We start from the raw sequence: 23,735 nt of genomic DNA, 5'->3' as shown, positions 1-23,735 counted from the left end.
GCCTCGCGGTCTGAACCGCTTGTCCGGATGCCCGTCCCCTCGTCACCGAGCGGGGCGGGCATCCGTCGTCTGCGCGACCGAGGCCCAGCCCGTGGTCCGAACGGGGGACAGCGGCCCGAGAGCGGCTGACTTCGTGATCAAACCGTTATGCAATGTTTATCGTCAGTTCGCCGGGGCGCGCAGCGACCTGTCCGGACTGCCCTACCCTCGAAGTACGCGCCGGGGGGTGCGGGTGAAGAAATCACGTCGAGTCCCCGCCGGGGCGTCGTGAGGGGGTGGCACATGGCTTACTTCGGCGTTGACTCGACGCTCCCCTCGACGAGCCAGGATGTCGTCCGCCCCCCGACCGGCGCGGCCCACCCGTCCGCCCCGATCCCGGTGCAGGGGCCGTCCGTCGGCAGCAACGTGCGCGTGCCGCTCGGCGAGAGCGGGGCGTCGGTCTTCCCGCTGATCCTCGGTGGTGCCGAGTTCGGGTGGAACGTCGATCTCGAATCGAGCCACGCGATCCTCGACGCGTACGCCGAACTGGGCGGCAACACGGTCCACACCTCCGACAGCTTCTCGAGCGGGCGCAGCGAGCACATCATCGGCCAGTGGCTGCACTCGCGGGGCCTGCGAGACGACATCGTCCTCGCGGTGCGCGTGGGCGGTCACGCCGACAACCCGGGACTCGGCCCCGTCAACCTGATCCGCGCGGTGGAGGCATCGCTGACACGGCTGCGCACAGACCGGATCGACGTGGTCTATCTCGACGCGGGCACCGATTCGACGACCGCGGTCGAGGACACCCTCGCGACCGCCGAGTGGCTCGTCGAGACGGGCAAGGTCCGCGCCGTCGGCGCGATGGGATACACGGCCGCCCAACTGGTCGAGGCCCGCATCCTGGCGTCGGCGGGATACCCCCGCATCACGGTGCTCGACGTCCCGTTCAACGTGCTGCGTCGCCACGAGTTCGATGCCGATCTGCGCCTCGTCGCGGGCGCGCAGGGGATGGCCGTGACGCCATCCCACGCGCTGGAGCACGGATTCCTCGCCGGCCGGCAGCGCACGCGGATCCGAGGCGCGCTCTCGGTTCGAGGCGCCCAGCTGGCCGCCAACCTCAATCGCCGGGGCAGCAGAACCCTGCGCGCCCTCGACGCGGTCGGCAGCGAGCTCGGCGTGCCCGACGCCGCTGTCGCCGTCGCGTGGCTGCTTGCGCAGAAGCTCGTCACGGCGCCCATCGTGAACGCCTACGCGCCCGCGCACATCGAAGAGCTGGTCCAGGGCGTGGGCGTGCGGCTGAGCCGCGCGCAGCTGTCGGACATCGCCCGCGCCTCCGAGTGAGCGCCGCCGGTTTCCGCAGATCGGCCACGTCGGCCGGGAAGCGGCATCCGAGCGTGCCATAGGGTGGAAGAGGTGCCCCGTCGGGGCGCGCGACCCCGACGGAGTGAGCTGCGTGACGCACTACATCTACCTCGTGCGGCACGGCGAACACCAGGATGCCGAGCACGGTCTTGTCGACGGACCCCTCTCGCCCCGCGGTCGCCGTCAGGCGGCGCTGCTGGCCGATCGGCTCTCGGGCGTTCCTTTCGACGCGGTGTGGCATTCGCCCCTCGAACGGGCGAGCCAGACGGCCCGTGCCGTCGCCGAGCGGATGCCGTCGGTGACCCCCGAGCCGACGGCCCTGCTCTTCGACTGCGTCCCCACCGGCATGACCGCCGAGACTCCGTCTGCCTTCGAGCCGTTCTTCGGCGCCGTCACCGAGGCTGAGGTGGAGGCCGGCAGCGCGCAGATGTCGGACGCCATGAGCGAGTACCTCGTGCGCAAGAGCGGCGAGGTGCACGAGCTGCTCATCACCCACAACTTCGTGATCGCGTGGTTCGTCCGGGAGGTGCTGCAGGCGCCCGACTGGCGGTGGATGACGCTGAACCAGGCCCACTGCGGATTGACCGTGATCGCGCAGAAGCAGGGGCGTCCGTGGACGCTGCTCTCTCACAACGACATGGCGCATCTGCCGGTCGAGCTGCGCACCGGGCTGCCAGAGATCTACCCCGTCTAGCGCGATTCGCAACGGTTCGCCGACGGATCGGCAGAGGAAGTCACCGGCGACCCGATGGCGGACAGATCTCAGTGACCTCGGCTGCGGACGGACCCGAAATCATCCCACGGGATGATGCCGTCGTCCGAGCGGGTCCGTAACGTGGCGATTCGGCATGGTGACGTGCCGTCGCTCGACCCTCCCCGTTCCGACCCTCCCCGCTACGGAGTCCGCCATGCGCAGAACCGCCCCCCTCGCCCTCTTCGTCGTCGCCGGTCTCGTCGGCTCTCTGGCCGCATGCTCTGCCCCCGGCGGCTCGGCAGCGCCCGACCCCGAGGACTCGCCGCTGAACAAGTACATGATGGCCGTATGGGGCGGCGATCTGTCGCCGGAGGAGCAGGAGGAGCGCTTCGCCAAGGAGCAGGAGCAGCGCGAGGAGCTCGTCGCGGAGTGCATGACCCAAGAGGGCTTCGAGTACATCCCCGTCGTGCAGGACGGCACGACGTTCATGTCGGACGGCGAGGAGTGGAAGCCCGAGGACCGCGAGTGGGTGGCGCAGTACGGCTACGGGATGGTCAACTACCCCGGCCGGGACGAGCCGATGCCCACCGACGACATGCCGGTCGATCCCAATCAGGACTATGTCACGAGCCTGTCGGAGTCGGAGCAGCAGGCGTACTACGAGGTGCTCCACGGCCCGCCGGTTCCCGAAGACCAGATGAACGAGGACGGCTCCTACGAGTACGACTGGGAGCAGGCGGGCTGCTACGGCTACGCGCAGCACGAGGTCGAGCAGTCGAACCCGGCGATGGCGGATGAGTTCAAGCCGCTGATGACGGCGATGGAGGAGTTCTGGACCGAGACGCACGAATCCGAGGTCTTCGACGAGATCGACGCCGAGTGGAGCGCCTGCATGGCCGACGCCGGGCACGCCGGGTACGACGCGCAGATGGACGCGCAGACGACCCTCAGTGACGAGCTCAACGAGTACTACGAGAACCAGACCGAGTGGGTCGAGGACGACCCCGAGCTCGCCGAGTTCGGCGAGAAGGAGATCGAGGTCGCCCTCGCCGACCTCGAGTGCCGCGAGGAGACCGGGTACCGCGCCGCCTACGCCGAGATCCAGTACGAGCTCGAGGAGGAGTTCATCGCGGCGCACAAGGCCGACCTCGACGCGCTCAAGGCGGCGGCGGAGCAGGGACGCTGACGTGGCAGAACCTCGCGACCCGTCTGACCTGCCCACTGCCGACGAGACCGCGGCGACGGATGCCTCGATCCAGCGCGAGACTTTCTCAGAGCTGTTGAGCCCCGAGCCTGCCGAGACGACCGACGCCGCCGACGTCGTCGCCGGCGCCGAGGCGCGCGCGAGCCGGGCGTCACGCTGGGGACGGGTGTTCCGGAACAACCGCGCGCTGTGGACCGTGGCGGCCATCGCCGTGGTCAGCCTGGTGGCGGGGCTCCTGGTCGGCCGATTCGTCGTGTCGCCTGCCGAGGCGGCTGCGCGCGCGGATCCGCCCGAGCCCGGTCTCATCACTGTGCCGGTGGAGCTGGGCGAGCTGAGCAACGATGTCACGATCCGCGGTGAGGTCGGCTACGCCGACGCGGTCGAGGTCACCCTCGACACGTCCTCGCTCTCGGGCCCCGCGATCGTCACCGGGCGCGTGCCCGAGGCGGGCACCGAACTGGGGCCGCTGTCGATCGCGCTCGAGGTCGCCGGCCGGCCGGTCATCGTCCTGCCCGGCGAGCTGCCCGCCTATCGCACGATCCGGTTCGGGATGTCGGGACCGGACGTCGTGCAGTTCAAGCAGGCGATGGCCGCGGTCGGCATCGATGCGGGCGATCCGGCCTCCGACGTCTTCGACGGCGCGGCCGCCGCGGCCGTCAGCGCGCTCTACGAGCGGTCGGGGTATGCCGCGCCGGAAGCCGCCGAAGGCAGCGCCGAGGGGGTGCGTGCCGCCTCCGAAGGCGTCACCGCCGCGCAGCAGTCGCTTGCGGCCGCCACGGAGGAGCTCGGCCGCGCCGGCGCCGGGGCGTCGGCGGTCGACCTGCGCGAGGCGGACAACCAGATCGCGAGCGCCCAGCGTCAGCTCGACGCCGCCCGCGCCGCCGATCCGGTCGACCCCTTGGCCATCGCCGACATGGAGGATGCTCTCGCGCTGGCGAAGCTCCGTCGCGACGAGATCGCGGCACCGCCAGACACCCGCGGGCCGCGCGCCGCGGTCGACGGGGCGCGCGCTCAGCTCTCGCAGGCGCAGGATGCGCTGGCACGGGCCCGCGAAGAGGCGATGCCCTTCCTGCCCGCCGGCGAGGTGCTCTACCTGGGCGCTCTGCCGCGGCGCGTCGATGTCGTCACCGCGGCGCGCGGCACGCTCCTGCAGGGTGCGGCGATGACCGTCTCGGGAGCGACTCTCGAGCTGACCGGCTCCGCCGCGGAAGCGGACGCCACGCTGCTGCAGGTCGGCGGCGAGGCGAGCTTCGAGCTGCCTGACGGCTCGGCGCACCGTGCGGTGATCGCCGAGCTCGCGCCCGCCGACGGCTCCGACGGGCGCTGGACGATCGGCTTCGCTCCCGATCCGATGACGCCCGAGCAGATCCAGCAGCTGCAGGGTGCCAATGTGCGCGTGTCGATTCCCGTGGGTGCGACCGCGGGAGACGTGCTCTTCGTGCCGCTGGCGGCCGTGACGGCCGGCCCCGGCGGCGAGAGCCGCGTCGAGGTCGTGGACGGCGATCCGCGCGACGGCGCCAGCGCCGAGACGCGCCTCGTCGACGTGGAGACCGGATTGGCCGCTGAGGGCTCTGTCGAGATCCGGCCGGTGGATACGGCGGATCTCGAGGCCGGGGACCTCGTCGTGGTCGGGCGATGAGCCTGCTCTCCGAGATGCCGCTGCTGGAGCTTCGCGACGTCACGCGATCCTTTCCGGGCCCGCCCGAGGTGCAGGCGCTGAAGGGGGCGTCGCTGCGCGTCGAGGCCGGCGAGTACGTGTCGATCGTCGGGCCGAGCGGCTCGGGCAAGTCGACCATGCTCAACATCCTGGGCCTTCTGGACCGCCCGAGCGTGGGGGAGTACCGCGTCGAGGGGCACCTGACCGGCGCGCTCTCCGAGGACGAGCGCGCCGCGGTGCGCGCGCGTCGCATCGGATTCGTCTTCCAGTCGTTCCACCTGATGGCCAGGCGCACGGTGCTCGACAACGTCCTGATGCCGATGCTCTACAGCGGCGTACCCCGCGCCGAGCGCGAGCCGCGCGCCCGCGAGGTGCTCGACCGCGTGGGACTGAGCCACCGGGTCGACTTCCTTCCCGGCACGCTGTCCGGTGGCGAGCGGCAGCGGGTCGCGGTCGCGCGTGCTGTCGTGAGCCACCCGAGCCTGGTGCTCGCGGACGAGCCCACCGGCAATCTCGACGGCGACACCACGGGCGGGGTGCTCGACCTCTTCGATGAGCTCAACGCCGACGGTCTGACTCTGGTCGTGATCACGCACGACCCGAACGTGGCGGCGCGTGCAGGCCGCAGCATCCGCATCTCCGACGGTCGTCTCGAGGAGGTCCGGTGAGCGTGACGATCGATACGACGACGGATGCCGAGGCCGCCGGGGCCCGCGCGTCGCAGCCTGAGGACCCCGTCACCTCGGCGCTCACCCCCAAGGTTCCGCGTGCCGACCGATTCACATTCGGTGATCTCCTCGCCGAGGCGACCGCCGACATCGGAACCCGCCCCGCCCGACTGGTGATGACGATCCTCGGAACCGTGCTGGGTATCGGAGCGCTCGTGGCGACCCTGGGATTCTCACAGACCGCCGCCGGTCAGATCGCTCGGCAGTTCGACGCCGTCGCCGCCACGCAGGTGGTGGTCGAGCCGGCCTCAGCCCAGACCGGCTCGGGCTCGAGCGTGGCGACCTCGCGGCTTCCGTGGGATGCCGCCGAGCGCGTTGCACGTCTCGTGGGTGTCGAGTCCGCAGCCTTGATCGGCGAGGTCGAGCTCGAGACCGAGACGATCACCGCGGTGCCCGTCAATGACCCGTCCGCGCCGTCCGTGGCGGCGCCCGCCCTGATCGGCGCCACGCCGGACCTGCTGGAGGTCGCCGGCGGACGCCTCTCCACGGGCCGCATGTTCGACTCCGGCCACGAGGCGCGCGCCGACCGGGTCGCCGTGCTCGGCTCCGTCGCCGCCGAGCAGCTCGGCATCAATCGCGTCGACAGTCAACCGTCGATCTTCATCGCCGAACTGGCATATGCCGTCATCGGCATCTTCGACGAGGCGGAGCGCCGCTCGGATCTGCGGGACGCGGTGATCATACCGATGTCGAGCGCCCGCAACGACGTCTCGCTGGGCGCCGCGCAGGAGCTTCTCATCCGCATCATGCCGGGAGCGGGCCCGCAGGTCGCCGAGCAGTCCGCGATCGCGCTCGATCCCGAGGAGCCCGACTCCTTCGACGTCTCCGCGCCGTCGAATCGCTCCGAGCTCGGCGACAGCGTGCAGGCCGACGTCAACATCGTGTTCCTCATCCTCGGGGCGATCGTGCTCCTCGCGGGAGGTCTCGGCATCGCGAACGTGACGATGCTCACCGTGATGGAGAGGACCCCTGAGATCGGGCTGCGCCGAGCGCTCGGAGCGACCGGTCGCCAGATCGCGGGACAGTTCGTCGTGGAGTCCGTCGTGATCGGGCTGCTCGGCGGGCTGATCGGCGCGTCGCTCGGCGTCATCGCGGTCGTCGTCGTCGCGCTCACCCAGCAGTGGACGCCGATCGTCGACCCGCTCGTCGCCGTCGGCGGTGCGCTGCTGGGCGCAGTTGTGGGCCTGATCGCCGGTGGACTGCCCGCGCGTCGTGCCGCCGGAATCGAGCCGGTGAGCGCCCTGCGCTCCAGCTGAGGCGACGCCGGCGCAGGCGGGGTCACGACGAAGCGAGCACCTTGCCGTACCAGCGTGAGGCATTGGGGTTGTCGTTGTACGGGTCGATCAGGGCGAACCCGGTGCGCGCGTAGAGCGCCGCCGCGGCGGCGAGGGAATCGTGGGTGTCGAGCACCAGCTCGCAGGCGCCGAAGCCGCGAGCACGGGCTTCGAGCTCGTCCATCAGCAGACGGCCCCATCCTCGGCCACGGGTACGGGGGCGCAGATACAGGTGCTTGATCTCATACCGCGTGCCGTGAGGTCCGGCGGCGAGGCGACGGATGCCGCCGCAGCCGGCCGGCGCGCCGTCATCGTCGTCGAGCACGACGAAGACCCCGGCCGGAGGCTCGAAGGCGGCCGGATCGGGGAACGTCGTCGTGTACGCCACGTCGAGCTCGGCGAAGCCGTCGGTGCGATCGCGGAAGTATTCGGCGAGGAGGTCATGGGCGTCGCCCGCATCGACGGCCGAGGAGCGCAGAGTCACCACTCCTCCAGCGTAGGCCGAGGTCGACGGCGGAGGCCGCCGCGCCGGCCCCGCCTAGGATGGAGGCCATGACGACGCGCGTGGCCATCGTGGGCGGCACCGGCAAGCTCGGCGGGGTCATCCGCGACGTGGTGGATGCCGAGCCGGGATTCGAGATCGTCGCCGCACTGTCATCGCGCTCCGAGCTCTCCGAGCTCGAGGGCGCCGATCTCGTGGTGGATGCGTCGACCCCTGCTGTCTCGATCGACGTCGTCCGCGCCGCGATCGAGCGCGGCATCAACGTGCTGGTGGGCACCTCAGGATGGTCTGCGGAGCGCATCGCGCTCATCCGTCCTCTCGTCGACGCGGCGGGAACCGGTGCCGTCTTCATCCCCAACTTCTCGCTGGGGTCGGTGCTGGGCTCCGCGCTGGCCGCTGCGGCGGCGCCCTTCTTCCCGTCGATCGAGATCGTCGAGGCGCACCGCGAGACCAAGATCGACTCGCCGAGCGGCACGGCCGTACGGACCGCGGAGCTCATCGCCGCCGCCCGCGAGGGAGTCGGGCCGGTCGAGTCGCCCCATGTCGATCAGCGGGCGCGCGGCCAGCAGGTCGCGAGCGTCCCGATTCATTCGCTGCGCCGTCCCGGCGTCGTGGCCCGCCAGGAGACGATCCTCTCGGGCGCAGGGGAGTCGCTCACCCTCGTTCACGACACCGTCGAGCCCGCGCTGGCCTATGCGCCCGGCATCCGTCTCGCGCTTGCCGCGGCGCGCGACGCCGCGGGTGTCGTCGTCGGACTGGACAGCCTGATCGACATCGGCATCGGCCGTGCGTCGCGACCGTCCCCGAACGGGCGTCCGCTCGACGAGGGCGGCGTGCCCGGCCAGGTCGCCCGCACCACCGGCGCATGAGCGCACGCATCGGCGTCGCCGTCATGGCGGTGCTGCTGGCGCTGTACATCGTGCTGGTCGGTCAGCGCGCGTGGCTCCTGCTGCTGAGCGAGGACCCGGTGGGCATCGCGATGGGCATCGGTCTCATCGTGCTCCCGATCCTCGCGGCCTGGGCGCTGGTCCGCGAGCTGCTGTTCGGCGTGCGGGCACAGCAGCTCGGTCGCCGCCTCGAGGCAGAGGGGACGACCCCCGACGACGAAGTGGCGCTTCGACCGAGCGGACGTATCGTGCGCGAGGACGGCGACGCGCTGTTCCCGGCCTACCGCGCGGCGGTGGAGGCCGATCCCGATGACTGGCGCGGGTGGTACCGCCTCGGTCTCGCCTACGACGCTGCGGGGGATCGGCGGCGCGCGCGCGAGGCCGTGCGCACCGCGATCCGGCTCGAGACCGCCCAGCGCCGGCGCTGATCGCTCAGGCCGCGGGCGGGACCGCGGCCGCGACGGCCTGCTCGACGGTCTCGTGCGAGAACCGGAAGCCGCTGCGCACCAGCACCTCGGGGACGACGTGCATGTCGGAGGTCAGTATGGCCTCCGTGGCGTCTCGTCCGAGCACGAGCTTCATGCCCCACTCCGGGGCACGCACGAGGAACGGTCGGTTCATCCGCATCGCCAGCGCGAAGCCGAGGTCGTTCGCGGTCGCGCGCGTCGGGCCGGTCAGATTCACCGGCCCGGCGAGCCCTTCGTCGATGACGTGACGGATGGCGCGGATCTCGTCCTCGAGCGAGATCCACGGCCACACCTGCGTGCCACGCCCGATCGGACCGCTCACGCCGAGCTTGGTCAGCATCATCAAGGGGCGGAGCACGCCGTCGGGATGGACGATGGGCGCCGTCCGCAGCATCGCGACGCGCGCATGGTCGCCGGCAGCACGGGCGGCGGCCTCCCACTCTCCGCACAGGTCGGCCAGGAACGTCTCGCCGCGCTCGGAGTCCTCGGTGAGACGACGGCCGGGGGCAGAGCCGTAATAGCCGACGGCCGACGCCGAGACCAGGGCCGGGGCATCCGTTCCGAGCTCGCGCACGGCACGCGCGAGCGCCTGGGTCGGCGTGATCCGCGACCACAGCAGCGTGTTCTTGTAGCCCGCCGTCCAGGGGAACCGTCCGATGCTCGCGCCGTTGAGCCCGACCACCGCGGTGGCGCCGTCGACGACGGCGGGGTCCAGCGGCCGATCGTCGGTGAGCCACTGCACCTCGTCGGGTGCCTCCGGGGGCCGTCGCACGAGCGTCGTCACGGCGATGCCGTCCGACCGCAGGCTCTCGACGAGCGCCCCGCCGATGAGGCCGGACGCACCCGCGACGACGACCCGCCGCGGCGACGCCGGCTGCGGTCCCGGGTCAGGCAAGCGTCGCCTCGAGGGTGATCTCGACACCCGCGAGGGCCTGCGAGACGGGGCACCCGGTCTTCGCGCCCTGCGCGATGCGCTCGAAGTCCTCGGGGTCCAGGCCCGGGACGACGGCGTTGACGTTCAGGTGGCTGCCGGTGATGCCGGTGCCCGGCTTGAAGGTGACGGATGCCGTCGTGTCAATCGACTCGGGAGGGGTCCCGTTCTCGGCGAGGGCGTGCGAGAGCGCCATGCTGAAGCACGACGAGTGCGCCGCCGCGATCAGCTCTTCGGGGGTCGTGACCGACGTGGAGCCTTCACTGCGCGCCTTCCAGTTGACGTCGAAGGTGCCGAGCTTCGACGATTGGAGCGTCACCTCGCCGGATCCGTCGGCAAGGCCGCCCTTCCAGGCGGTGCGGGCTTCGCTCGTGACGGTCATGGAAGACCTCCCTGTCGTCGCGCCCGCGTGCCGGGCGTCTCGCCGGTCAGCCTAACGGCGGGGGTGGTGCGATGCGAAGGGTTGACAGTCGTCGGGGCGATCGCACGCGAGCTGCGTCAGGCCGAGGCGGGGCGAGCGCGACCGACGACGCCCACCCGCTGCAGCAGCAGGTAGAGCCGGCAGCCCAGGCACAGGCCGAACGCCGCGTTGAGGAACGCGGCGATGAAGGCCGCGACGGCCGCGATGGTGAGCGCCCACGGCACGCCCGCGAGCTGGAGCGCGAGGCCCGACGTCGCGACGAAGAGTCCGACGCCCTGCGCGAAGCGCGGCGGGCGCGGATCCTCGAGGTCTTTCGGGCGCGAGAGGCGGGGAGCGACGACCTTGCGATACAGCACCCCCCAGGGCGCCGTGCGGGGCCAGGCCATGCCCCACAGGAACAGCACGGCGGCCAGGAGAAGGAGCAGGAACGCCGGGTCGAGGAAGCGGTGGGCCGGAGTGGCGAAAGTGATCAGCCACGCGGTGCCACCACTGACGAAGGCGAAATCGACGGCCGTCCCGCCGACGATGCCGTGGATCGCTCCCGACAACGGCTGGTAGGCGAACCAGCCGCCCGAGGAGCCGTCGCCGATGTTCAGCTGTGCCGTCGACAGCCCGGTCAGGCCCAGGAACACGACGATGAGCAGCAGCAGCGACGTGATGCCTGCCGCGAAGCGGAGTCCCCGCGGGTCGATGCCGCGCGGGTCCGGACCGCCCGTCCGCTCAGACAATCGCGTTCTGTCCGGTGAGGCGGTTCAGCTCGAGTTCGAGCACCTCGCGGCTCGGCGTGCCGCCGAAGCGGGTCTGGATCACGCCGTCCCGATCGAGGACCAGCGTGGTCGGCGTCTGCAATACGTGGAAGTGCTTGGCGATGTCGGGGCGATGGGTGAGGTCGACGTCCAGATGGCGCACGCCGTCCCGGGCGTCGGCGATGTCGGAGAGCGTGCGGTGCACCGAAGGGCACCGCGCGCACATGTCGGTGCTGAACTGCAGCAGCGTGGCCGTCTCGCCGAGCCCGTCGGCGCCCAGGCGGTGGGGATCGATGACCTCGTGGGTGATGTGACGGTGCGGCCGCGACTGGCGCCAGGTCAGGAACACGCCGACCGCTATCGTCGCTGCGAGAAGCACAGCGAGGGCGATGAGCGCTCCGACCAGGGTCACAGCAGATCAGGGTAACCCCTTTCTGGCCGGAAAGGTCCATGTGCGGGAATATATGAACGCGGCGATGCCGGCCCGATGTCGCCCGTCGCGGGTATCGTGGCAGCCGTGACGACGCCGATCCCGACCCCGTACGAGGACCTCCTGCGCGATGTGCTCGAGAACGGCACCCACAAGTCCGACCGCACCGGCACCGGCACGACGAGTGCGTTCGGACGTCAGATCCGGTTCGACCTGTCGCAGGGCTTCCCCCTGATCACGACGAAGCGCGTGCACTTCAAGTCGATCGCCTACGAGCTGCTGTGGTTCCTGCGCGGCGAGTCGAATGTGCGCTGGCTGCAGGAGAACGGCGTCACGATCTGGGACGAATGGGCCGACGCCGACGGCGAGCTGGGTCCGGTCTACGGCGTGCAGTGGCGCTCCTGGCCGACGGCGTCGGGCGAGCAGATCGATCAGATCTCGCAGGTGCTCGACCAGATCCGCTCGAACCCCGACTCCCGGCGCCTGATCGTGTCGGCCTGGAACCCGGCCGACATCCCCGACATGGCTCTTGCGCCGTGTCATGCGCTGTTCCAGTTCTACGTCGCCGACGGCAGGCTGTCGTGCCAGCTGTACCAGCGCAGCGCCGACCTGTTCCTCGGCGTTCCCTTCAACATCGCCTCGTACGCGCTGCTGACGCTGATGATCGCCCAGCAAGCGGGACTCGAGCCGGGCGACTTCGTGTGGACGGGCGGCGACTGCCACATCTACGACAACCATCTCGAGCAGGTCCGGGAGCAGCTGACGCGCGACCCCTACCCGTACCCGTCGCTGCGGTTCGCCCGCCGGCCGGCGTCGATCTTCGACTACCGCTTCGAGGACTTCGTGGTCGAGGACTACCAGCATCATCCCGCGATCCGCGGCGCGGTCGCGGTATGAGCCAGGCGGCTCACACGGCTTCATCGGCAGGCGTCGTCGCGCCGCTCGGGCTGATCTGGGCCGAGGCCGCCGGTGGAGTGATCGGCGCCGAGGGAGGCATGCCCTGGCACGTGCCCGAGGACCTCGCCCACTTCAAGGAACTGACCCTCGGGGCCCCTGTCGTGATGGGCCGCCGGACGTGGGAGTCCTTCCCCGACCGGTTCCGCCCCCTTCCCGGGCGTCGCAACATTGTCGTGACACGCCGGGCCGACTGGTCCGCGGACGGCGCCGAGCGCGCCGCATCTCTGGAAGAGGGGCTTGCCACCGCGCAGTCGGGCGCCCCTGAACGCATCTGGGTGATCGGGGGCGGCGAGCTCTTCCGCGAAGTGATCGCGCGCGCCGATCTGCTCGAGGTCACCGAGCTCGATCTCGAGGTGGCGGGCGACACGTACGCCCCGGACCGCTCGGGATGGCAGCCGGTGGCGACCGATCCGGTGAGCGGTTGGCACACCTCGCGCTCCGGCATCCGATATCGCTTCCTGACCCTCGCCCGTCCGTCCTAGGCTGGCCCGCATGGCCAGATCGGCGCTCATCACCGGCGCGAGCTCCGGACTCGGAGCCGAGTACGCGCGACAGCTCGCCGCCGAGGGCGCCGACCTCGTCCTCGTGGCGCGCGACCGCTCCGCACTGGACGACCTCGCGCAGGGCCTGCGGTCGGCGTACGGCGTCCAGGTCGAAGTGCTCGCAGCCGACCTGCTCGAGCCGCGACGGCTGGCCGAGGTGGAAGAACGACTCGCCGACTCCCGGCGCCCGATCGAAGTGCTCGTCAACAACGCCGGATTCGGGCTGCCGCTGAGCTTCGAGCGCAACGACATCGACGACGAGGTCGGCCATCTGCGGCTGCACGTCGAGGTGCCGATGCGCCTCACGCATGCGGCCCTCGGCGCGATGCTCGCCCGCGGCCACGGCCGCATCCTCAACGTGGCGTCGGTCGCCGCCTTCATCCCGCGCTCCACGTACGGCGCGAGCAAGGGCTGGCTGGTGAGCTTCAGCCGCTGGGCGAACGGGCGGTACGCGGCCCGCGGCGTCACTGTGACCGCTGTCTGTCCCGGCTACACCCACACGCAGTTCCACGAGCGGATGGGCCTCGCACCGGGGGAGGAGGGCGTGCCCGCCGGGCTGTGGCTGAACGCTCGAGACGTCGTCGCCGAGTCCCTGCGGGCGGCGGCGCGCGGCGCAGCGGTGTCGGTGCCCTCGCTGCGCTACAAGCTCCTCGCCGGCCTCGCCCGCATCGCTCCGCCGTCGCTGGCCGCCCGCGTCGGCGAGAGCGGCCGCTGAGCACCGGCGGGCCGTCGGCGGGCGGCGCAGCCCGCGGCATCCCGATAACCTGAATGCATGACGCACACGGGCAATCCCTTCGGACAGGTGCTCGTCGCCCTCATCACCCCGATGACGGCAGACGGCGAGGTCGATTGGCCCGCCGTCGAGAAGCACATCGACGACGTCATCACGGCCGGCGCCGACGGCATCGTCGTCACCGGGACCACCGGCGAGACCTCGACGCTCACCGACGCCGAGAAGATCCGGCTCGTCGAGGTCGGCAAGGACGTCGCCGCCGGTCGGGCGAAGATCATCACGGGCGGCGGGTCGAACGAGACCGCCCACGCGATCGAGCTCTACAAGGCCAGCGAGAAGGTCGGCGCCGACGCCATCATGATCGTCACGCCGTACTACAACAAGCCGACGCAGGCCGGCATCCTCACGCACTTCCGGCTCGTCGCCGACGCGACCGACCTTCCCGTGATCCTGTACGACATTCCCGGTCGCACCGGCGTGCCGATCCGGTACGAGACGATCCTGCGCCTCGCGAAGCACCCGAACATCCTCGCCATCAAAGACGCCAAGGGCGACTTCAGCGAGGTGAGCCGGGTGCTCAACCAGACCGACCTGATGTACTTCTCCGGCGACGACGCCAACGTGCTCCCGCACCTCGCAATCGGGGCCACCGGGCTGATCGGCGTCACGGCGAACGTGGCGGCGCAGCCGTACCGCGTGATCGTCGATGCCGTCAACCGGGGTGACCTCCAGGCCGCGACCGCCGCGCATATGCAGCTCGAGCCGCTCGTGCGCGCCGTCATGACCCACGTCCCCGGCACCGTGTCGGCGAAGTACATCCTGCACGGCCTCGGCCGGATCTCCAGCCCCCGGGTGCGTCTGCCCCTGGTCGGCCCGGAGGAGTGGGAGGCCGCGAAGATCGAGGACGAGCTCGCCCTCGTGCGCGACGTTCCCGGCGCAGATTTCTCGAACTTCCGCCCGACCGCAACGCCGCCGCCGGCGGAGCGCTGCCGAAGGTGTCGGGCACCACGAGATGACAAGGCGCGCCGGCACCCGGATCGGGGCGGCGGCGTGAAAGAGCGAACGGATGCCGCGGCATCCGAAGGAGGCTGACAATGCCCACGACCCCTTACGACCCGCCCGAGCTCGAAGCGGGGACCCTCCGGGTCGTCCCGCTCGGCGGACTCGGCGAAGTCGGCCGCAACATGACGGTGTTCGAGTACGGCGGCAAGCTGCTCGTCGTCGACTGCGGCGTGCTGTTCCCCGAGGAGCACCAGCCCGGCGTCGACCTGATCCTGCCCGACTTCGAGCCGATCAAGAGCCGCCTCGACGACATCGTCGGCGTCGTGCTGACCCACGGTCACGAAGATCACATCGGCGCGGTGCCCTACCTGCTGAAGCTCAAGAGCGACATCCCGATCATCGGGTCGGGCCTGACTCTCGCCCTCACCGAGGCGAAGCTCAAGGAACACCGCATCAAGCCGTACAGCCTCACGGTGGCCGAGGGCCAGCGCGAGAATCTCGGCCCGTTCGAGCTCGAGTTCGTCGCCGTCAACCACTCGATCCCCGACGCGCTCGCCGTGGCGATCCGCACGCCCGCGGGTCTCGTGCTCGCCACCGGCGACTTCAAGATGGACCAGCTGCCGCTGGACGGCCGCCTGACCGACCTTCGCGCGTTCTCACGCTTGGGCGAGGAGGGTGTGGACCTCTTCCTCGTCGACTCGACCAACGCGGACGTGCCCGGCTTCACCCCGCTCGAGCGCTCGATCGGTCCGGTGCTGGATCAGGTCATCGGCAAGGCGCCGCGGCGGGTCATCGTCGCGAGCTTCTCGAGCCACGTGCATCGCGTGCAGCAGGTGCTGGATGCCGCGGCCGCACACGGTCGTCGAGTCGCGCTCCTCGGGCGCAGCATGCTGCGCAACATGAGCATCGCCGAAGAGCTCGGGTATCTGCACGTCCCCGAGGGCGTGCTCATCGACTACAAGAAGGCGCAGGATCTGCCCGACGACCGGATCGTCTTCATGTCGACGGGGTCGCAGGGCGAGCCGATGGCCGTGCTCAGCCGCATGGCGAATCTCGATCACGCCATCGAGCCCGGCCCCGGAGACACCGTCATCCTGGCCTCGAGCCTCATCCCGGGCAACGAGAACGCCGTCTACCGCGTCATCGACGGGCTCACCAAGCTGGGCGCCAACGTGGTGCATAAGGGCAACGCCAAGGTGCACGTGTCGGGGCACGCGGCGGCCGGCGAGCTGCTGTACTGCTACAACATCCTCAAGCCCCGCAACGTGCTGCCGGTGCATGGCGAGTACCGGCACCTGATGGCCAACGCGCGCCTCGCGCAAGACACCGGCATCGCCGCCGAGCGGACGATCCTCGCCGAGAACGGCACCGTCATCGACCTGAAGGGCGGCGATGCACGCGTCGTCGGCCAGCTCGACCTCGGCTTCGTCTACGTCGACGGGTCGACGGTCGGCGAGATCACGGATGCCGATCTCAAGGACCGCCGGATCCTCGGCGAAGAGGGCTTCATCTCGGTGATCGTCGTGGTCGACGCCTCGACGGGCAAGATCATCTCCGGCCCCGAGATCCACGCGCGGGGCTTCGCCGAGGACGACGCGGTCTTCGAGGCCGTCAAGCCGAAGATCGCCGCCGCGCTCACCGATGCCGCGCAGTCGGGGGTCCGCGACTCGCACGCCCTGTCGCAGGTCGTCCGGCGCACGATCGGCCGCTGGGTGAACCAGTCGCTGCGTCGTCGCCCGATGATCGTGCCGCTCGTGATCGAAGCGTAGCGAGATCACCACGGGCGGAGCATCGAAGCGTAGCGAGATCACCACGGGCGGAGCATCGAAGCGTAGCGAGATCACCACACGCCGTTTATCCGGCCGTGACACGGCGGCCGTAGACTCCACCGCATGCCGCCCGCCTTCGGAGTCCGCGCCGCCGTGCAAGCGGACGGTGCCTTCCTCGGCGACATGGTCGTCGAGGCGGCGAACTGGCGCCAGGGTGGACTGCGGCCGCGACACGAGGTGATGGCCGGTACGGAACACAGCCGCTACGTCTCGGGCTGGATGCGACCCGGCGATGCGGGCTTCGTCGCCGAGGACCGCAACGGCGAACCCATCGGAGGGGCCTGGTACCGCATGCTGCCGCGCAGCGACCCGGGATTCGGGTATGTCGGCACCGGCGTGCCCGAGCTCATCATCGGGGTACGGCCGATCTGGCGCGCGCACGGCGTCGGACGAGCGCTGCTGCAGCGCCTGTGCGAGCACGCCGGCGCACAGGGCTACGGCCGCATCAGCCTGAGCGTCGAGCGCGGCAACTTCGCGACGACGCTGTATCGCAGCGAGGGCTTCGCGGTGACGCAGAGCGGCCTCGGCCGCGACACGATGGTCAAGCGCCTCCGCTGAGCCGCCCCGCCGGTCCCTGAGCCTGTCGACGCGCGCCCGGCCGGTCGCTGAGCCTGTCGAAGCGCCGCGCGCCCTCGCGGATTTGTCGGGGGAGCGGCTTACCGTTGGGGAATGGCCAGGAGCAGCAGCCCGACCAAGGGATCACGCGCGTCCTCGAGCCCCTCGTCCGGGGCGTCGAACGCATCGTCCTCGCGCGCCCGCAAGCCCGCGCCCGCCCCGAAGCAGTATGTCGGCGAGACCGAGAAGCCTCCCGTCGCCGCACGGGCGTGGCTCGCCGTCGCACACGCCACGGGCGGGCTGTTCCGCGCGTTCGGCCCCGAGACGCTCGAGAAGGAGCAGCGCCGCGACGGGTTCCCGTTCCTGCTGGTCCTGCTGGCCATCGCCGGCGCCGCCAACGAGTGGTTCTTCATCGGTAACGAGGTCGCGAAGACGATCAGCGCCTACTCCGTCGGCGCGCTCCTGGGCCGCGAGGCGTTCGTGCTGCCGGTGCTGCTCCTGCTGCTGGCCGGATGGATGTTCCGCCACCCGTCGTCGGTGCACGACAACGGGCGAGTGGGCATCGGCTTCGGCCTCATCGTCGTCACCGTCGCGGGCTTCTGCCACGTCGCGGGCGGGCGTCCGCAGCCCAGCGAGGGACTCCCGGCGCTCAGCGAGGCCGGCGGCACGTTCGGGTGGATGCTCGGCGAGCCCCTGGCGATCCTCCTCACCGACGTCGGCGCATACATTGTGCTGTCGCTGCTCGCCGTGCTCGGCATCCTGATCCTCACCAAGACGCCCCCGAACCGTATCGGGCAGCGCCTGGGCGACCTGTACGCCTGGATGTTCGACGCCGAGCCCCGCGCCGAGAAGGCGCCGAAGTCGACGCCGGATGCCGCAGGGCAGGACGACGACGAGGGCGATCCATCGCTTCCGTGGTGGCGCCGCAACAAGACCGGCCGCGAGAAGGACCCCGACGGCGAGCTCGGCTCGCAGGACCTCACGGCCCTGCTCACGCCGGGCTCGGCACAGGGCGGCTTCGAGCAGGCGATCACTCCGCCAGTGGCACCCGAGCCGCCGGGCGCCGACGCACTCACCGAGGTCATCGACCCGGCGGTGCTGGAGGCGGCGAAGGCCGCGACATCCTCGTCCCGCACCTCGCTCCACGACGACACCGGACCCGTCGACGACGGCGTGCTCCCCGGACTGGACGGGATCGGCTCGCAGACCGCGATCGACTCGCCGTCAGCTCCCTACCGCCTCCCGTCGGTGAACGCCCTCGCCGCCGGCACTCCACACGTCGCCCGTTCCCAGGCCAACGACGACACCGTCCGCGCGATCACGAGCGTGCTCGACCAGTTCTCGGTCGATGCCCGCGTCACGGGCTTCTCGCGCGGCCCGACCGTGACCCAGTACGAGATCTCGCTCGGCCCCGGCGTGAAGGTCGAGCGCATCACCGCGCTCACCAACAACATCGCCTACGCCGTCGCGTCGAACGAAGTGCGCATCCTCGCGCCCATCCCGGGGAAGAGCGCCATCGGCGTCGAGATCCCCAACGCCGACCGCGAGATCGTCACGCTCGGCGACGTCCTGCGCTCGGCGAACGCGACCAACTCCACGCACCCCATGACGATCGGCGTCGGCAAGGACGTCGGCGGCGGCTACGTCGTGGCGAACCTCGCGAAGATGCCCCACCTCCTGGTCGCGGGCTCGACCGGATCGGGAAAGTCGAGCTTCGTCAACTCGATGATCACGAGCCTGCTGATGAAGGCGAAGCCCGCCGACGTGCGCATGGTGCTCATCGACCCCAAGCGCGTCGAGCTGACGTCCTACGCGGGCGTGCCGCACCTCATCACCCCCATCATCACGAACCCGAAGAAGGCGGCCGAGGCGCTGCAGTGGGTCGTGAAGGAGATGGACATGAGGTACGACGACCTCGCGTCGTTCGGCTTCCGCCACATCGACGACTTCAACAAGGCCGTGGTCGCCGGTGAGATCACCCTTCCCGCCGGCAGCGAGCGCGTGCTCAAGCCCTACCCGTACCTTCTCGTGGTGGTCGACGAGCTCGCCGACCTCATGATGGTCGCCCCGCGCGACGTCGAGGACTCGATCGTGCGGATCACGCAGCTCGCCCGTGCGAGCGGCATCCACCTGGTGCTGGCGACGCAGCGACCGTCGGTCGACGTCGTGACCGGCCTCATCAAGGCGAACGTCCCCTCGCGTCTCGCCTTCGCCGTGACCAGCGTGACCGACTCCCGCGTCATCCTCGATCAGCCCGGCGCCGACCGCCTGATCGGCCAGGGCGACGGCCTGTTCCTCCCGATGGGAGCATCCAAGGCGCTGCGCGTGCAGGGTGCGTGGGTCAGCGAGCAAGAGATCGAAGCGGTCGTCAAGCACGTCACCGCCCAAGCCCGTCCGGACTACCGCTCCGACGTCGCCGCCGCTGTGGAGAAGAAAGAGGTCGATGCCGACATCGGCGACGACCTCGAGCTGCTGCTGGCTGCCGCCGAGCAGATCGTGTCGACCCAGTTCGGCTCGACGTCGATGCTGCAGCGCAAGCTGCGGGTCGGCTTCGCCAAGGCGGGGCGCCTCATGGACCTGCTCGAGTCGCGCGAGATCGTCGGGCCCTCCGAGGGCTCGAAGGCCCGAGACGTGCTGGTACGACCCGACCAGCTGCCCGAGGTTCTGGCGCGCCTGCGAGGCGAGGACCCGCCCGCTGCGGCTGCCGCTCCCGCGGATGCGGCCGGAGCAGACGACCGATACGGGACGGATGCCATCGCCTCGCAGTTCGACGGCTACCCGGTGGTCGAGAGCGAGGACGGTTCCGAGGACGCGTGGGGGCTAACCGGTCGCGACTGAGCGGCCACGTTCGGCATCGGCGCGCCGATAGGGTCGATCCATGGCCATTCCGCGGCAGCTCCCGAACGCGATCACGATCGTGCGCATCCTGTGCGCGCCGGTCTTCCTCTGGATGCTGCTGGCGGACGGCGGCGCCGACGGGGCGGTCCGGTGGTGGGCGGCGGTGCTGTTCATCGTGGCGATCGCCACGGACGGTCTGGACGGATATCTCGCCCGACGGCACGACATCGTCACCGACCTCGGCAAGCTGCTGGATCCCATCGCGGACAAGGTCCTGACGGGGTTCGCATTCATCGGGCTGTCGATCCTCGCCGAGCTTCCCTGGTGGGTGACCGTCGTGGTCCTCGTCCGCGAGATCGGCATCACCGTCTACCGCTTCCTGGTGGTGAGCGACCACGTCCTCGCCGCGGCGTGGATGGGCAAGCTCAAGACCGTCGCACAGGCCGTTGCACTCTCGCTCGCCCTCCTTCCCCTGTGGACGCTCGTCGGCGAGTGGATCTGGTGGGTCAACGGCGTGACCATGGCGATCGCGGTGGTCCTGACCATCGCCAGCGGCATCGACTACATCGTGAGCGAGGCGCGAGGTGCGCGGGCCCGGAAGAGCCCGAATGGCGCCTGACCAGCGGACGCGGCATCCATCGCCCTCCCGGGCCGATGAGGAGACGGATGCCGACGCCCGCGCGGTCCTCGAAGCCCTCGGTCGACGCGCCTGGACCGTCGGCACCGCCGAGTCGCTCACCGGCGGTCTGCTCGTCGCGACGCTGGTCGACGTCCCGGGTGCGTCGGCATCGGTGCGCGGCGGCATCGTCGCGTACGCGACCGATCTGAAGTCCACCGCACTCGGCGTGGACACGGCGCTGCTCGACCGCGTCGGGGCCGTGGACGCGACGGTGGCGGCACAGATGGCGCAGGGGGCGCGGCGGGCCCTCGGCACTCACGTCGGCATCGCGACGACGGGCGTGGCCGGTCCCAGCCCGCAGGACGGCCGGCCCGTCGGCACCGTGTACATCGCGGTGGCGACTCCCGAAGGCGAGTACGTGTCGGGATTCGTCTTCGGCGGCACGCGTGCCGAGATCCGGTCGCGGACCGTGCGCGAGGCGCTGCGCGCATGCTTCGCGCGGCTCTGATCGGCCGGTCTCGAGCACTGGGGAACATCCGGTGTTTCGTCTCGGTTACATTCAGCGATTCCCACCCATTCCCCAGTTCGCGGGATTAGATTGGCATCAGCCGGTGCGGTACTGTTGTCCACCCGGACGGCGGCTGAATCACATGTGAGGAGGGGGCCACAATGATCCTGGTTCGTCAAGAGATCGGCGAAGTTCTTCGTGACTTCCGCCAGCAGAAGGGTCGCACCCTCCGTCAGGTCGCGAGTCGCGCCAGTGTCGCGCTCGGCTACCTGAGCGAAGTGGAGCGCGGCCAGAAAGAGGCCTCGAGCGAGATCCTCGCCTCCGTGGCCGAAGCGCTCGACGTTCCCATCTCCACCATCATGCGTGAGGTCGGGGACCGCATCTCCGTGCTCGAAGGCATGCAGCCCTTCCCCGACGTCGTCCCCGACGACCTGGTCGCCTCGGTCGACGCCGAACTGTCGCTGCGCTGATCTGCGCCTCGACATCAAGAGCAGCAGCAAAAGGCACCCATGCGGCGCAGTGAGTTCGACCGCGCGGTCGCGGACGAGTTCGGCGGTCGCGCCGACGCCGTGCTGACCGACCTGGTGCTCGCGAAGGCCGGCGGTCGCACGGCGGCGGAGGCGATCGCCGCCGGTGTTCCGCCTCGGGACGTCTGGCTGGCGCTCTGCGAAGAGCTGGACGTTCCGGAGGAGCGCCGTTACGGCGTGGGCCGGCTCGAGCCGCGCCGCTCCTGAACGTCGAAGACGCTCGCCACTTCGTTCCAGTGGCTTCACCCCCGCGGCGTGTCGGGTCGAACGTGTGTTCGAGATCCGCGTAGGCTCCTCCACAGCAGGAGTCGAGGACGTGTCTGTCCACGGTCCGAGAGGAGCGAAGACGGATGTCGGAGCCCTTCCCTAACGTGATTCACGTCGAACGACACCTCACGCCTTGTCGCAGCATCCGTCCCATCCGGGGTGGAGCGCGACAGCCTACAGGCGACGGAACGCGAGCATAAGGAGCACGCCATGCCCTCAGCAGTTGACCGCGAGAAGGCCCTCGAATCGGCCCTCGCCCAGATCGACCGGCAATTCGGGAAGGGCTCGGTCATGCGACTGGGCAGCGACGAGCGCGCGCCCGTCGAAGTCGTCCCCACCGGGTCGATCGCCCTCGATGTCGCCCTCGGCATCGGCGGACTCCCTCGCGGCCGCATCATCGAGATCTACGGGCCGGAGTCGTCGGGTAAGACGACGCTGACCCTCCACGCGATCGCCAACGCGCAGCGGGCCGGCGGTATCGCGGCATTCATCGATGCCGAGCACGCGCTCGACCCGGACTATGCGCAGAAGCTCGGCGTCGACATCGACGCGCTGCTGGTGTCACAGCCCGACACGGGTGAGCAGGCGCTCGAGATCGCCGACATGCTGGTGCGCTCCGGTGCGATCGACCTCATCGTGATCGACTCCGTCGCCGCCCTCGTGCCCAAGGCCGAGATCGAGGGAGAGATGGGCGACTCCCACGTCGGCCTTCAGGCCCGACTGATGTCGCAGGCGCTCCGCAAGCTGACCGGTGGGCTCAACCAGACGAACACCACGATGATCTTCATCAACCAGCTGCGAGAGAAGATCGGCGTGTTCTTCGGCTCGCCCGAGACCACCGCGGGCGGCAAGGCTCTCAAGTTCTACGCCTCGGTCCGTCTCGACATCCGCCGTATCGAGACGCTCAAGGACGGCACCGACGCGGTGGGAAACCGCACGCGTGTGAAGGTCGTGAAGAACAAGATGGCCCCGCCGTTCAAGCAGGCCGAGTTCGACATCCTCTACGGCGTCGGCATCTCGCGAGAAGGAAGCCTCATCGACTTCGGCGTGGAGCACGGCATCGTCAAGAAGTCGGGCGCGTGGTACACGTACGACGGCGAGCAGCTCGGCCAGGGCAAGGAGAACGCGCGCAACTTCCTGCTGAAGAACGCGGATGTCGCGGCCGACATCGAGTCGAAGATCAAGGTGAAGCTCGGCATCGGGGTTCCGAAGGGCGACACCTCGGTCGAGGACGAGCTGGCGGCACGCCGCCCCGCGTGATGGTCCGCTTCAGCGACAGTGGTGGCGAGTCCGACGTTCCATCGGACGTCGGGCTCGCCCCTGTCATCCCCCTCTTCGCACCCTCGGCGTCACGCGCAGCCGCGCCAGCGACCGCCGATGTTCCGGCAGTGCGGCCGGCGGCGCGGTGGAACACCACGTGGGACGACGATCCTGTCGAGGGCGGCAACGACGGCCCCCGAGGAGCGTTCGACACCGAGGACGGCGATGACGCAGGGCAGGACGGGATCGAGCGCGACATCGCGGAGAAGAACCTCCTCAAGCGGCTCCGCTCGCGGTCGCTGTCGGTGAAGGAGGCCCGCGCCGTCGTCGCAGAGCGCGACCTCGACGACGACGCCGTCGACGCGGTCCTGACGGACTTTCTCGGCCGGGGCTATCTCAACGACGCCGCCCTCGCCGAGCAGCTGATCCACGCCGGTGTCGACCGCAAAGGTCAGGGTCGTCAGGTGATCGCCCAGACACTCGCCAAACGCGGGATTCCTCGGGATGTGGCCGATGCCGCCCTCGCCGCGCTGCCCGACGACGACGTGGAGCGGGCGCTGGAATACGCGCGGGGAAAGGCACGGTCTCTGCGGGATCTCGATCGCGAGGTCGCAGTGCGTCGCTTGACCGGCCAGCTCGCCCGCCGTGGCTACCCAGGGTCGGTGGCGCTGACCGCCGCGCGGCAGGCGCTGGGCGAAGGCGATTCCGGCGGCGCCGGCGTGAGGTTCCGCTGACACAGGCTCGATCTCGTCGAAAAACATTCGCGTTAGTCCCCGTTGACACGAATTCTCTTCCGGACTAGCGTCCGATGTC

25 protein-coding genes and 1 pseudogene are annotated in these 23,735 nt (G+C 70.2%); 21 read left to right on the top strand and 5 right to left on the bottom strand.

Annotated features, from left to right (window positions below; all coding sequences use genetic code 11):
* The first annotated feature begins 282 nt into the window (after window positions 1-282).
* The 6 genes from WYM_RS09430 (at window position 283) to WYM_RS09405 (ending at window position 6,883) form a co-directional block, all read left to right on the top strand.
* Complete coding sequence (locus WYM_RS09430; RefSeq protein ID WP_019180586.1) at window positions 283-1,323, top strand: aldo/keto reductase; 1,041 nt, start codon at window positions 283-285, stop codon at window positions 1,321-1,323.
* A gap of 112 nt (window positions 1,324-1,435) precedes the next feature.
* Window positions 1,436-2,038: a histidine phosphatase family protein gene (locus tag WYM_RS09425; protein ID WP_019180585.1), complete on the top strand. Its 603-nt coding sequence runs from the start codon at window positions 1,436-1,438 to the stop codon at window positions 2,036-2,038.
* 214 nt (window positions 2,039-2,252) lie between these two features.
* Complete coding sequence (locus tag WYM_RS09420) at window positions 2,253-3,224, top strand: hypothetical protein (protein ID WP_019180584.1); 972 nt, start codon at window positions 2,253-2,255, stop codon at window positions 3,222-3,224.
* Between the two features lies 1 nt (window position 3,225).
* A complete protein-coding gene (locus WYM_RS09415) occupies window positions 3,226-4,881 on the top strand; it encodes a hypothetical protein (protein ID WP_019180583.1) in 1,656 nt (551 codons plus the stop codon).
* On the top strand, window positions 4,878-5,567 hold the full coding sequence (locus WYM_RS09410; protein ID WP_019180582.1) for an ABC transporter ATP-binding protein: 690 nt from the start codon (window positions 4,878-4,880) through the stop codon (window positions 5,565-5,567). Before WYM_RS09415 ends, WYM_RS09410 begins: the two co-directional genes overlap by 4 nt.
* A complete protein-coding gene (locus WYM_RS09405) occupies window positions 5,564-6,883 on the top strand; it encodes an ABC transporter permease (RefSeq protein WP_019180581.1) in 1,320 nt (439 codons plus the stop codon). Before WYM_RS09410 ends, WYM_RS09405 begins: the two co-directional genes overlap by 4 nt.
* A 22-nt stretch (window positions 6,884-6,905) precedes the next feature.
* On the opposite strand, the gene WYM_RS09400 is transcribed toward WYM_RS09405, so the two are convergent.
* Window positions 6,906-7,388 (bottom strand): GNAT family N-acetyltransferase, encoded by a 483-nt coding sequence (locus WYM_RS09400; RefSeq protein ID WP_019180580.1) that lies wholly within the window; start codon window positions 7,386-7,388, stop codon window positions 6,906-6,908.
* A 65-nt stretch (window positions 7,389-7,453) separates the two neighbouring features.
* On the opposite strand from WYM_RS09400, the gene dapB reads away from it, so the two are divergent.
* On the top strand, window positions 7,454-8,272 hold the full coding sequence (gene dapB, locus WYM_RS09395; protein WP_019180579.1) for a 4-hydroxy-tetrahydrodipicolinate reductase: 819 nt from the start codon (window positions 7,454-7,456) through the stop codon (window positions 8,270-8,272).
* Entirely contained in the window at window positions 8,269-8,718 is a 450-nt protein-coding gene (locus WYM_RS09390; RefSeq protein ID WP_019180578.1) for a tetratricopeptide repeat protein, read from the top strand. The genes dapB and WYM_RS09390 overlap by 4 nt, the downstream gene beginning before the upstream one ends.
* A 4-nt stretch (window positions 8,719-8,722) precedes the next feature.
* Here the strand turns inward: WYM_RS09390 and WYM_RS09385 are convergent, their stop codons facing one another.
* The 4 genes from WYM_RS09385 to WYM_RS09370 all read right to left on the bottom strand — a co-directional run bounded on the left by WYM_RS09385 (window position 8,723) and on the right by WYM_RS09370 (window position 11,267).
* Entirely contained in the window at window positions 8,723-9,652 is a 930-nt protein-coding gene (locus tag WYM_RS09385; protein WP_019180577.1) for a TIGR01777 family oxidoreductase, read from the bottom strand.
* Window positions 9,645-10,070 carry an OsmC family protein gene (locus tag WYM_RS09380; protein ID WP_019180576.1) on the bottom strand — a complete coding sequence of 142 codons (426 nt, stop codon included), beginning with the start codon at window positions 10,068-10,070 and terminating at the stop codon, window positions 9,645-9,647. Before WYM_RS09380 ends, WYM_RS09385 begins: the two co-directional genes overlap by 8 nt.
* Window positions 10,071-10,186: 116 nt before the next feature.
* Complete coding sequence (locus WYM_RS09375) at window positions 10,187-10,837, bottom strand: DUF4395 domain-containing protein (RefSeq protein ID WP_019180575.1); 651 nt, start codon at window positions 10,835-10,837, stop codon at window positions 10,187-10,189.
* Window positions 10,830-11,267, bottom strand: coding sequence for a TlpA family protein disulfide reductase (locus tag WYM_RS09370; protein ID WP_019180574.1), 438 nt, complete (start codon window positions 11,265-11,267; stop codon window positions 10,830-10,832). Before WYM_RS09370 ends, WYM_RS09375 begins: the two co-directional genes overlap by 8 nt.
* Window positions 11,268-11,342: 75 nt before the next feature.
* Between WYM_RS09370 and WYM_RS09365 the strand changes: the two genes are divergently transcribed.
* The 13 genes and pseudogenes from WYM_RS09365 to WYM_RS09305 all read left to right on the top strand — a co-directional run bounded on the left by WYM_RS09365 (window position 11,343) and on the right by WYM_RS09305 (window position 23,656).
* Window positions 11,343-12,182 (top strand): thymidylate synthase, encoded by an 840-nt coding sequence (locus WYM_RS09365; protein ID WP_019180573.1) that lies wholly within the window; start codon window positions 11,343-11,345, stop codon window positions 12,180-12,182.
* Window positions 12,179-12,724 carry a dihydrofolate reductase gene (locus tag WYM_RS09360; protein ID WP_019180572.1) on the top strand — a complete coding sequence of 182 codons (546 nt, stop codon included), beginning with the start codon at window positions 12,179-12,181 and terminating at the stop codon, window positions 12,722-12,724. The genes WYM_RS09365 and WYM_RS09360 overlap by 4 nt, the downstream gene beginning before the upstream one ends.
* Window positions 12,725-12,734: 10 nt before the next feature.
* Window positions 12,735-13,499 (top strand): SDR family NAD(P)-dependent oxidoreductase, encoded by a 765-nt coding sequence (locus tag WYM_RS09355; protein WP_019180571.1) that lies wholly within the window; start codon window positions 12,735-12,737, stop codon window positions 13,497-13,499.
* A 57-nt stretch (window positions 13,500-13,556) separates the two neighbouring features.
* Window positions 13,557-14,533, top strand: a pseudogene (gene dapA, locus WYM_RS19810) (4-hydroxy-tetrahydrodipicolinate synthase).
* A gap of 78 nt (window positions 14,534-14,611) precedes the next feature.
* Window positions 14,612-16,288, top strand: a complete 1,677-nt coding sequence (locus WYM_RS09345) for a ribonuclease J (RefSeq protein ID WP_019180570.1) — start codon at window positions 14,612-14,614, stop codon at window positions 16,286-16,288.
* 123 nt (window positions 16,289-16,411) lie between these two features.
* Window positions 16,412-16,906 carry a GNAT family N-acetyltransferase gene (locus WYM_RS09340; protein WP_019180569.1) on the top strand — a complete coding sequence of 165 codons (495 nt, stop codon included), beginning with the start codon at window positions 16,412-16,414 and terminating at the stop codon, window positions 16,904-16,906.
* Between the two features lie 111 nt (window positions 16,907-17,017).
* Window positions 17,018-19,741 carry an FtsK/SpoIIIE family DNA translocase gene (locus WYM_RS09335; RefSeq protein WP_019180568.1) on the top strand — a complete coding sequence of 908 codons (2,724 nt, stop codon included), beginning with the start codon at window positions 17,018-17,020 and terminating at the stop codon, window positions 19,739-19,741.
* Window positions 19,742-19,781: 40 nt separating this feature from the next.
* On the top strand, window positions 19,782-20,360 hold the full coding sequence (gene pgsA, locus WYM_RS09330; protein ID WP_019180567.1) for a CDP-diacylglycerol--glycerol-3-phosphate 3-phosphatidyltransferase: 579 nt from the start codon (window positions 19,782-19,784) through the stop codon (window positions 20,358-20,360).
* Window positions 20,350-20,868 carry a CinA family protein gene (locus WYM_RS19805; protein WP_019180566.1) on the top strand — a complete coding sequence of 173 codons (519 nt, stop codon included), beginning with the start codon at window positions 20,350-20,352 and terminating at the stop codon, window positions 20,866-20,868. The genes pgsA and WYM_RS19805 overlap by 11 nt, the downstream gene beginning before the upstream one ends.
* A gap of 161 nt (window positions 20,869-21,029) precedes the next feature.
* On the top strand, window positions 21,030-21,338 hold the full coding sequence (locus WYM_RS09320; RefSeq protein ID WP_019180565.1) for a helix-turn-helix domain-containing protein: 309 nt from the start codon (window positions 21,030-21,032) through the stop codon (window positions 21,336-21,338).
* A gap of 39 nt (window positions 21,339-21,377) precedes the next feature.
* Complete coding sequence (locus WYM_RS09315; RefSeq protein ID WP_019180564.1) at window positions 21,378-21,602, top strand: DUF3046 domain-containing protein; 225 nt, start codon at window positions 21,378-21,380, stop codon at window positions 21,600-21,602.
* 270 nt (window positions 21,603-21,872) lie between these two features.
* On the top strand, window positions 21,873-22,922 hold the full coding sequence (recA, locus tag WYM_RS09310; protein WP_019180563.1) for a recombinase RecA: 1,050 nt from the start codon (window positions 21,873-21,875) through the stop codon (window positions 22,920-22,922).
* The gene (locus WYM_RS09305; protein ID WP_019180562.1) at window positions 22,922-23,656 is read left to right on the top strand and encodes a regulatory protein RecX; all 735 of its coding nucleotides are present in this window, start codon (window positions 22,922-22,924) and stop codon (window positions 23,654-23,656) included. The genes recA and WYM_RS09305 overlap by 1 nt, the downstream gene beginning before the upstream one ends.
* Window positions 23,657-23,735 lie beyond the last annotated feature (79 nt).

Source organism: Microbacterium yannicii PS01 (assembly GCF_000304335.1).
Taxonomy (GTDB): domain Bacteria; phylum Actinomycetota; class Actinomycetes; order Actinomycetales; family Microbacteriaceae; genus Microbacterium; species Microbacterium yannicii_A.
The sequence above is the reverse complement of the archived record's forward strand: the minus strand, read 5'-3'. Positions and strand labels throughout refer to the sequence as shown.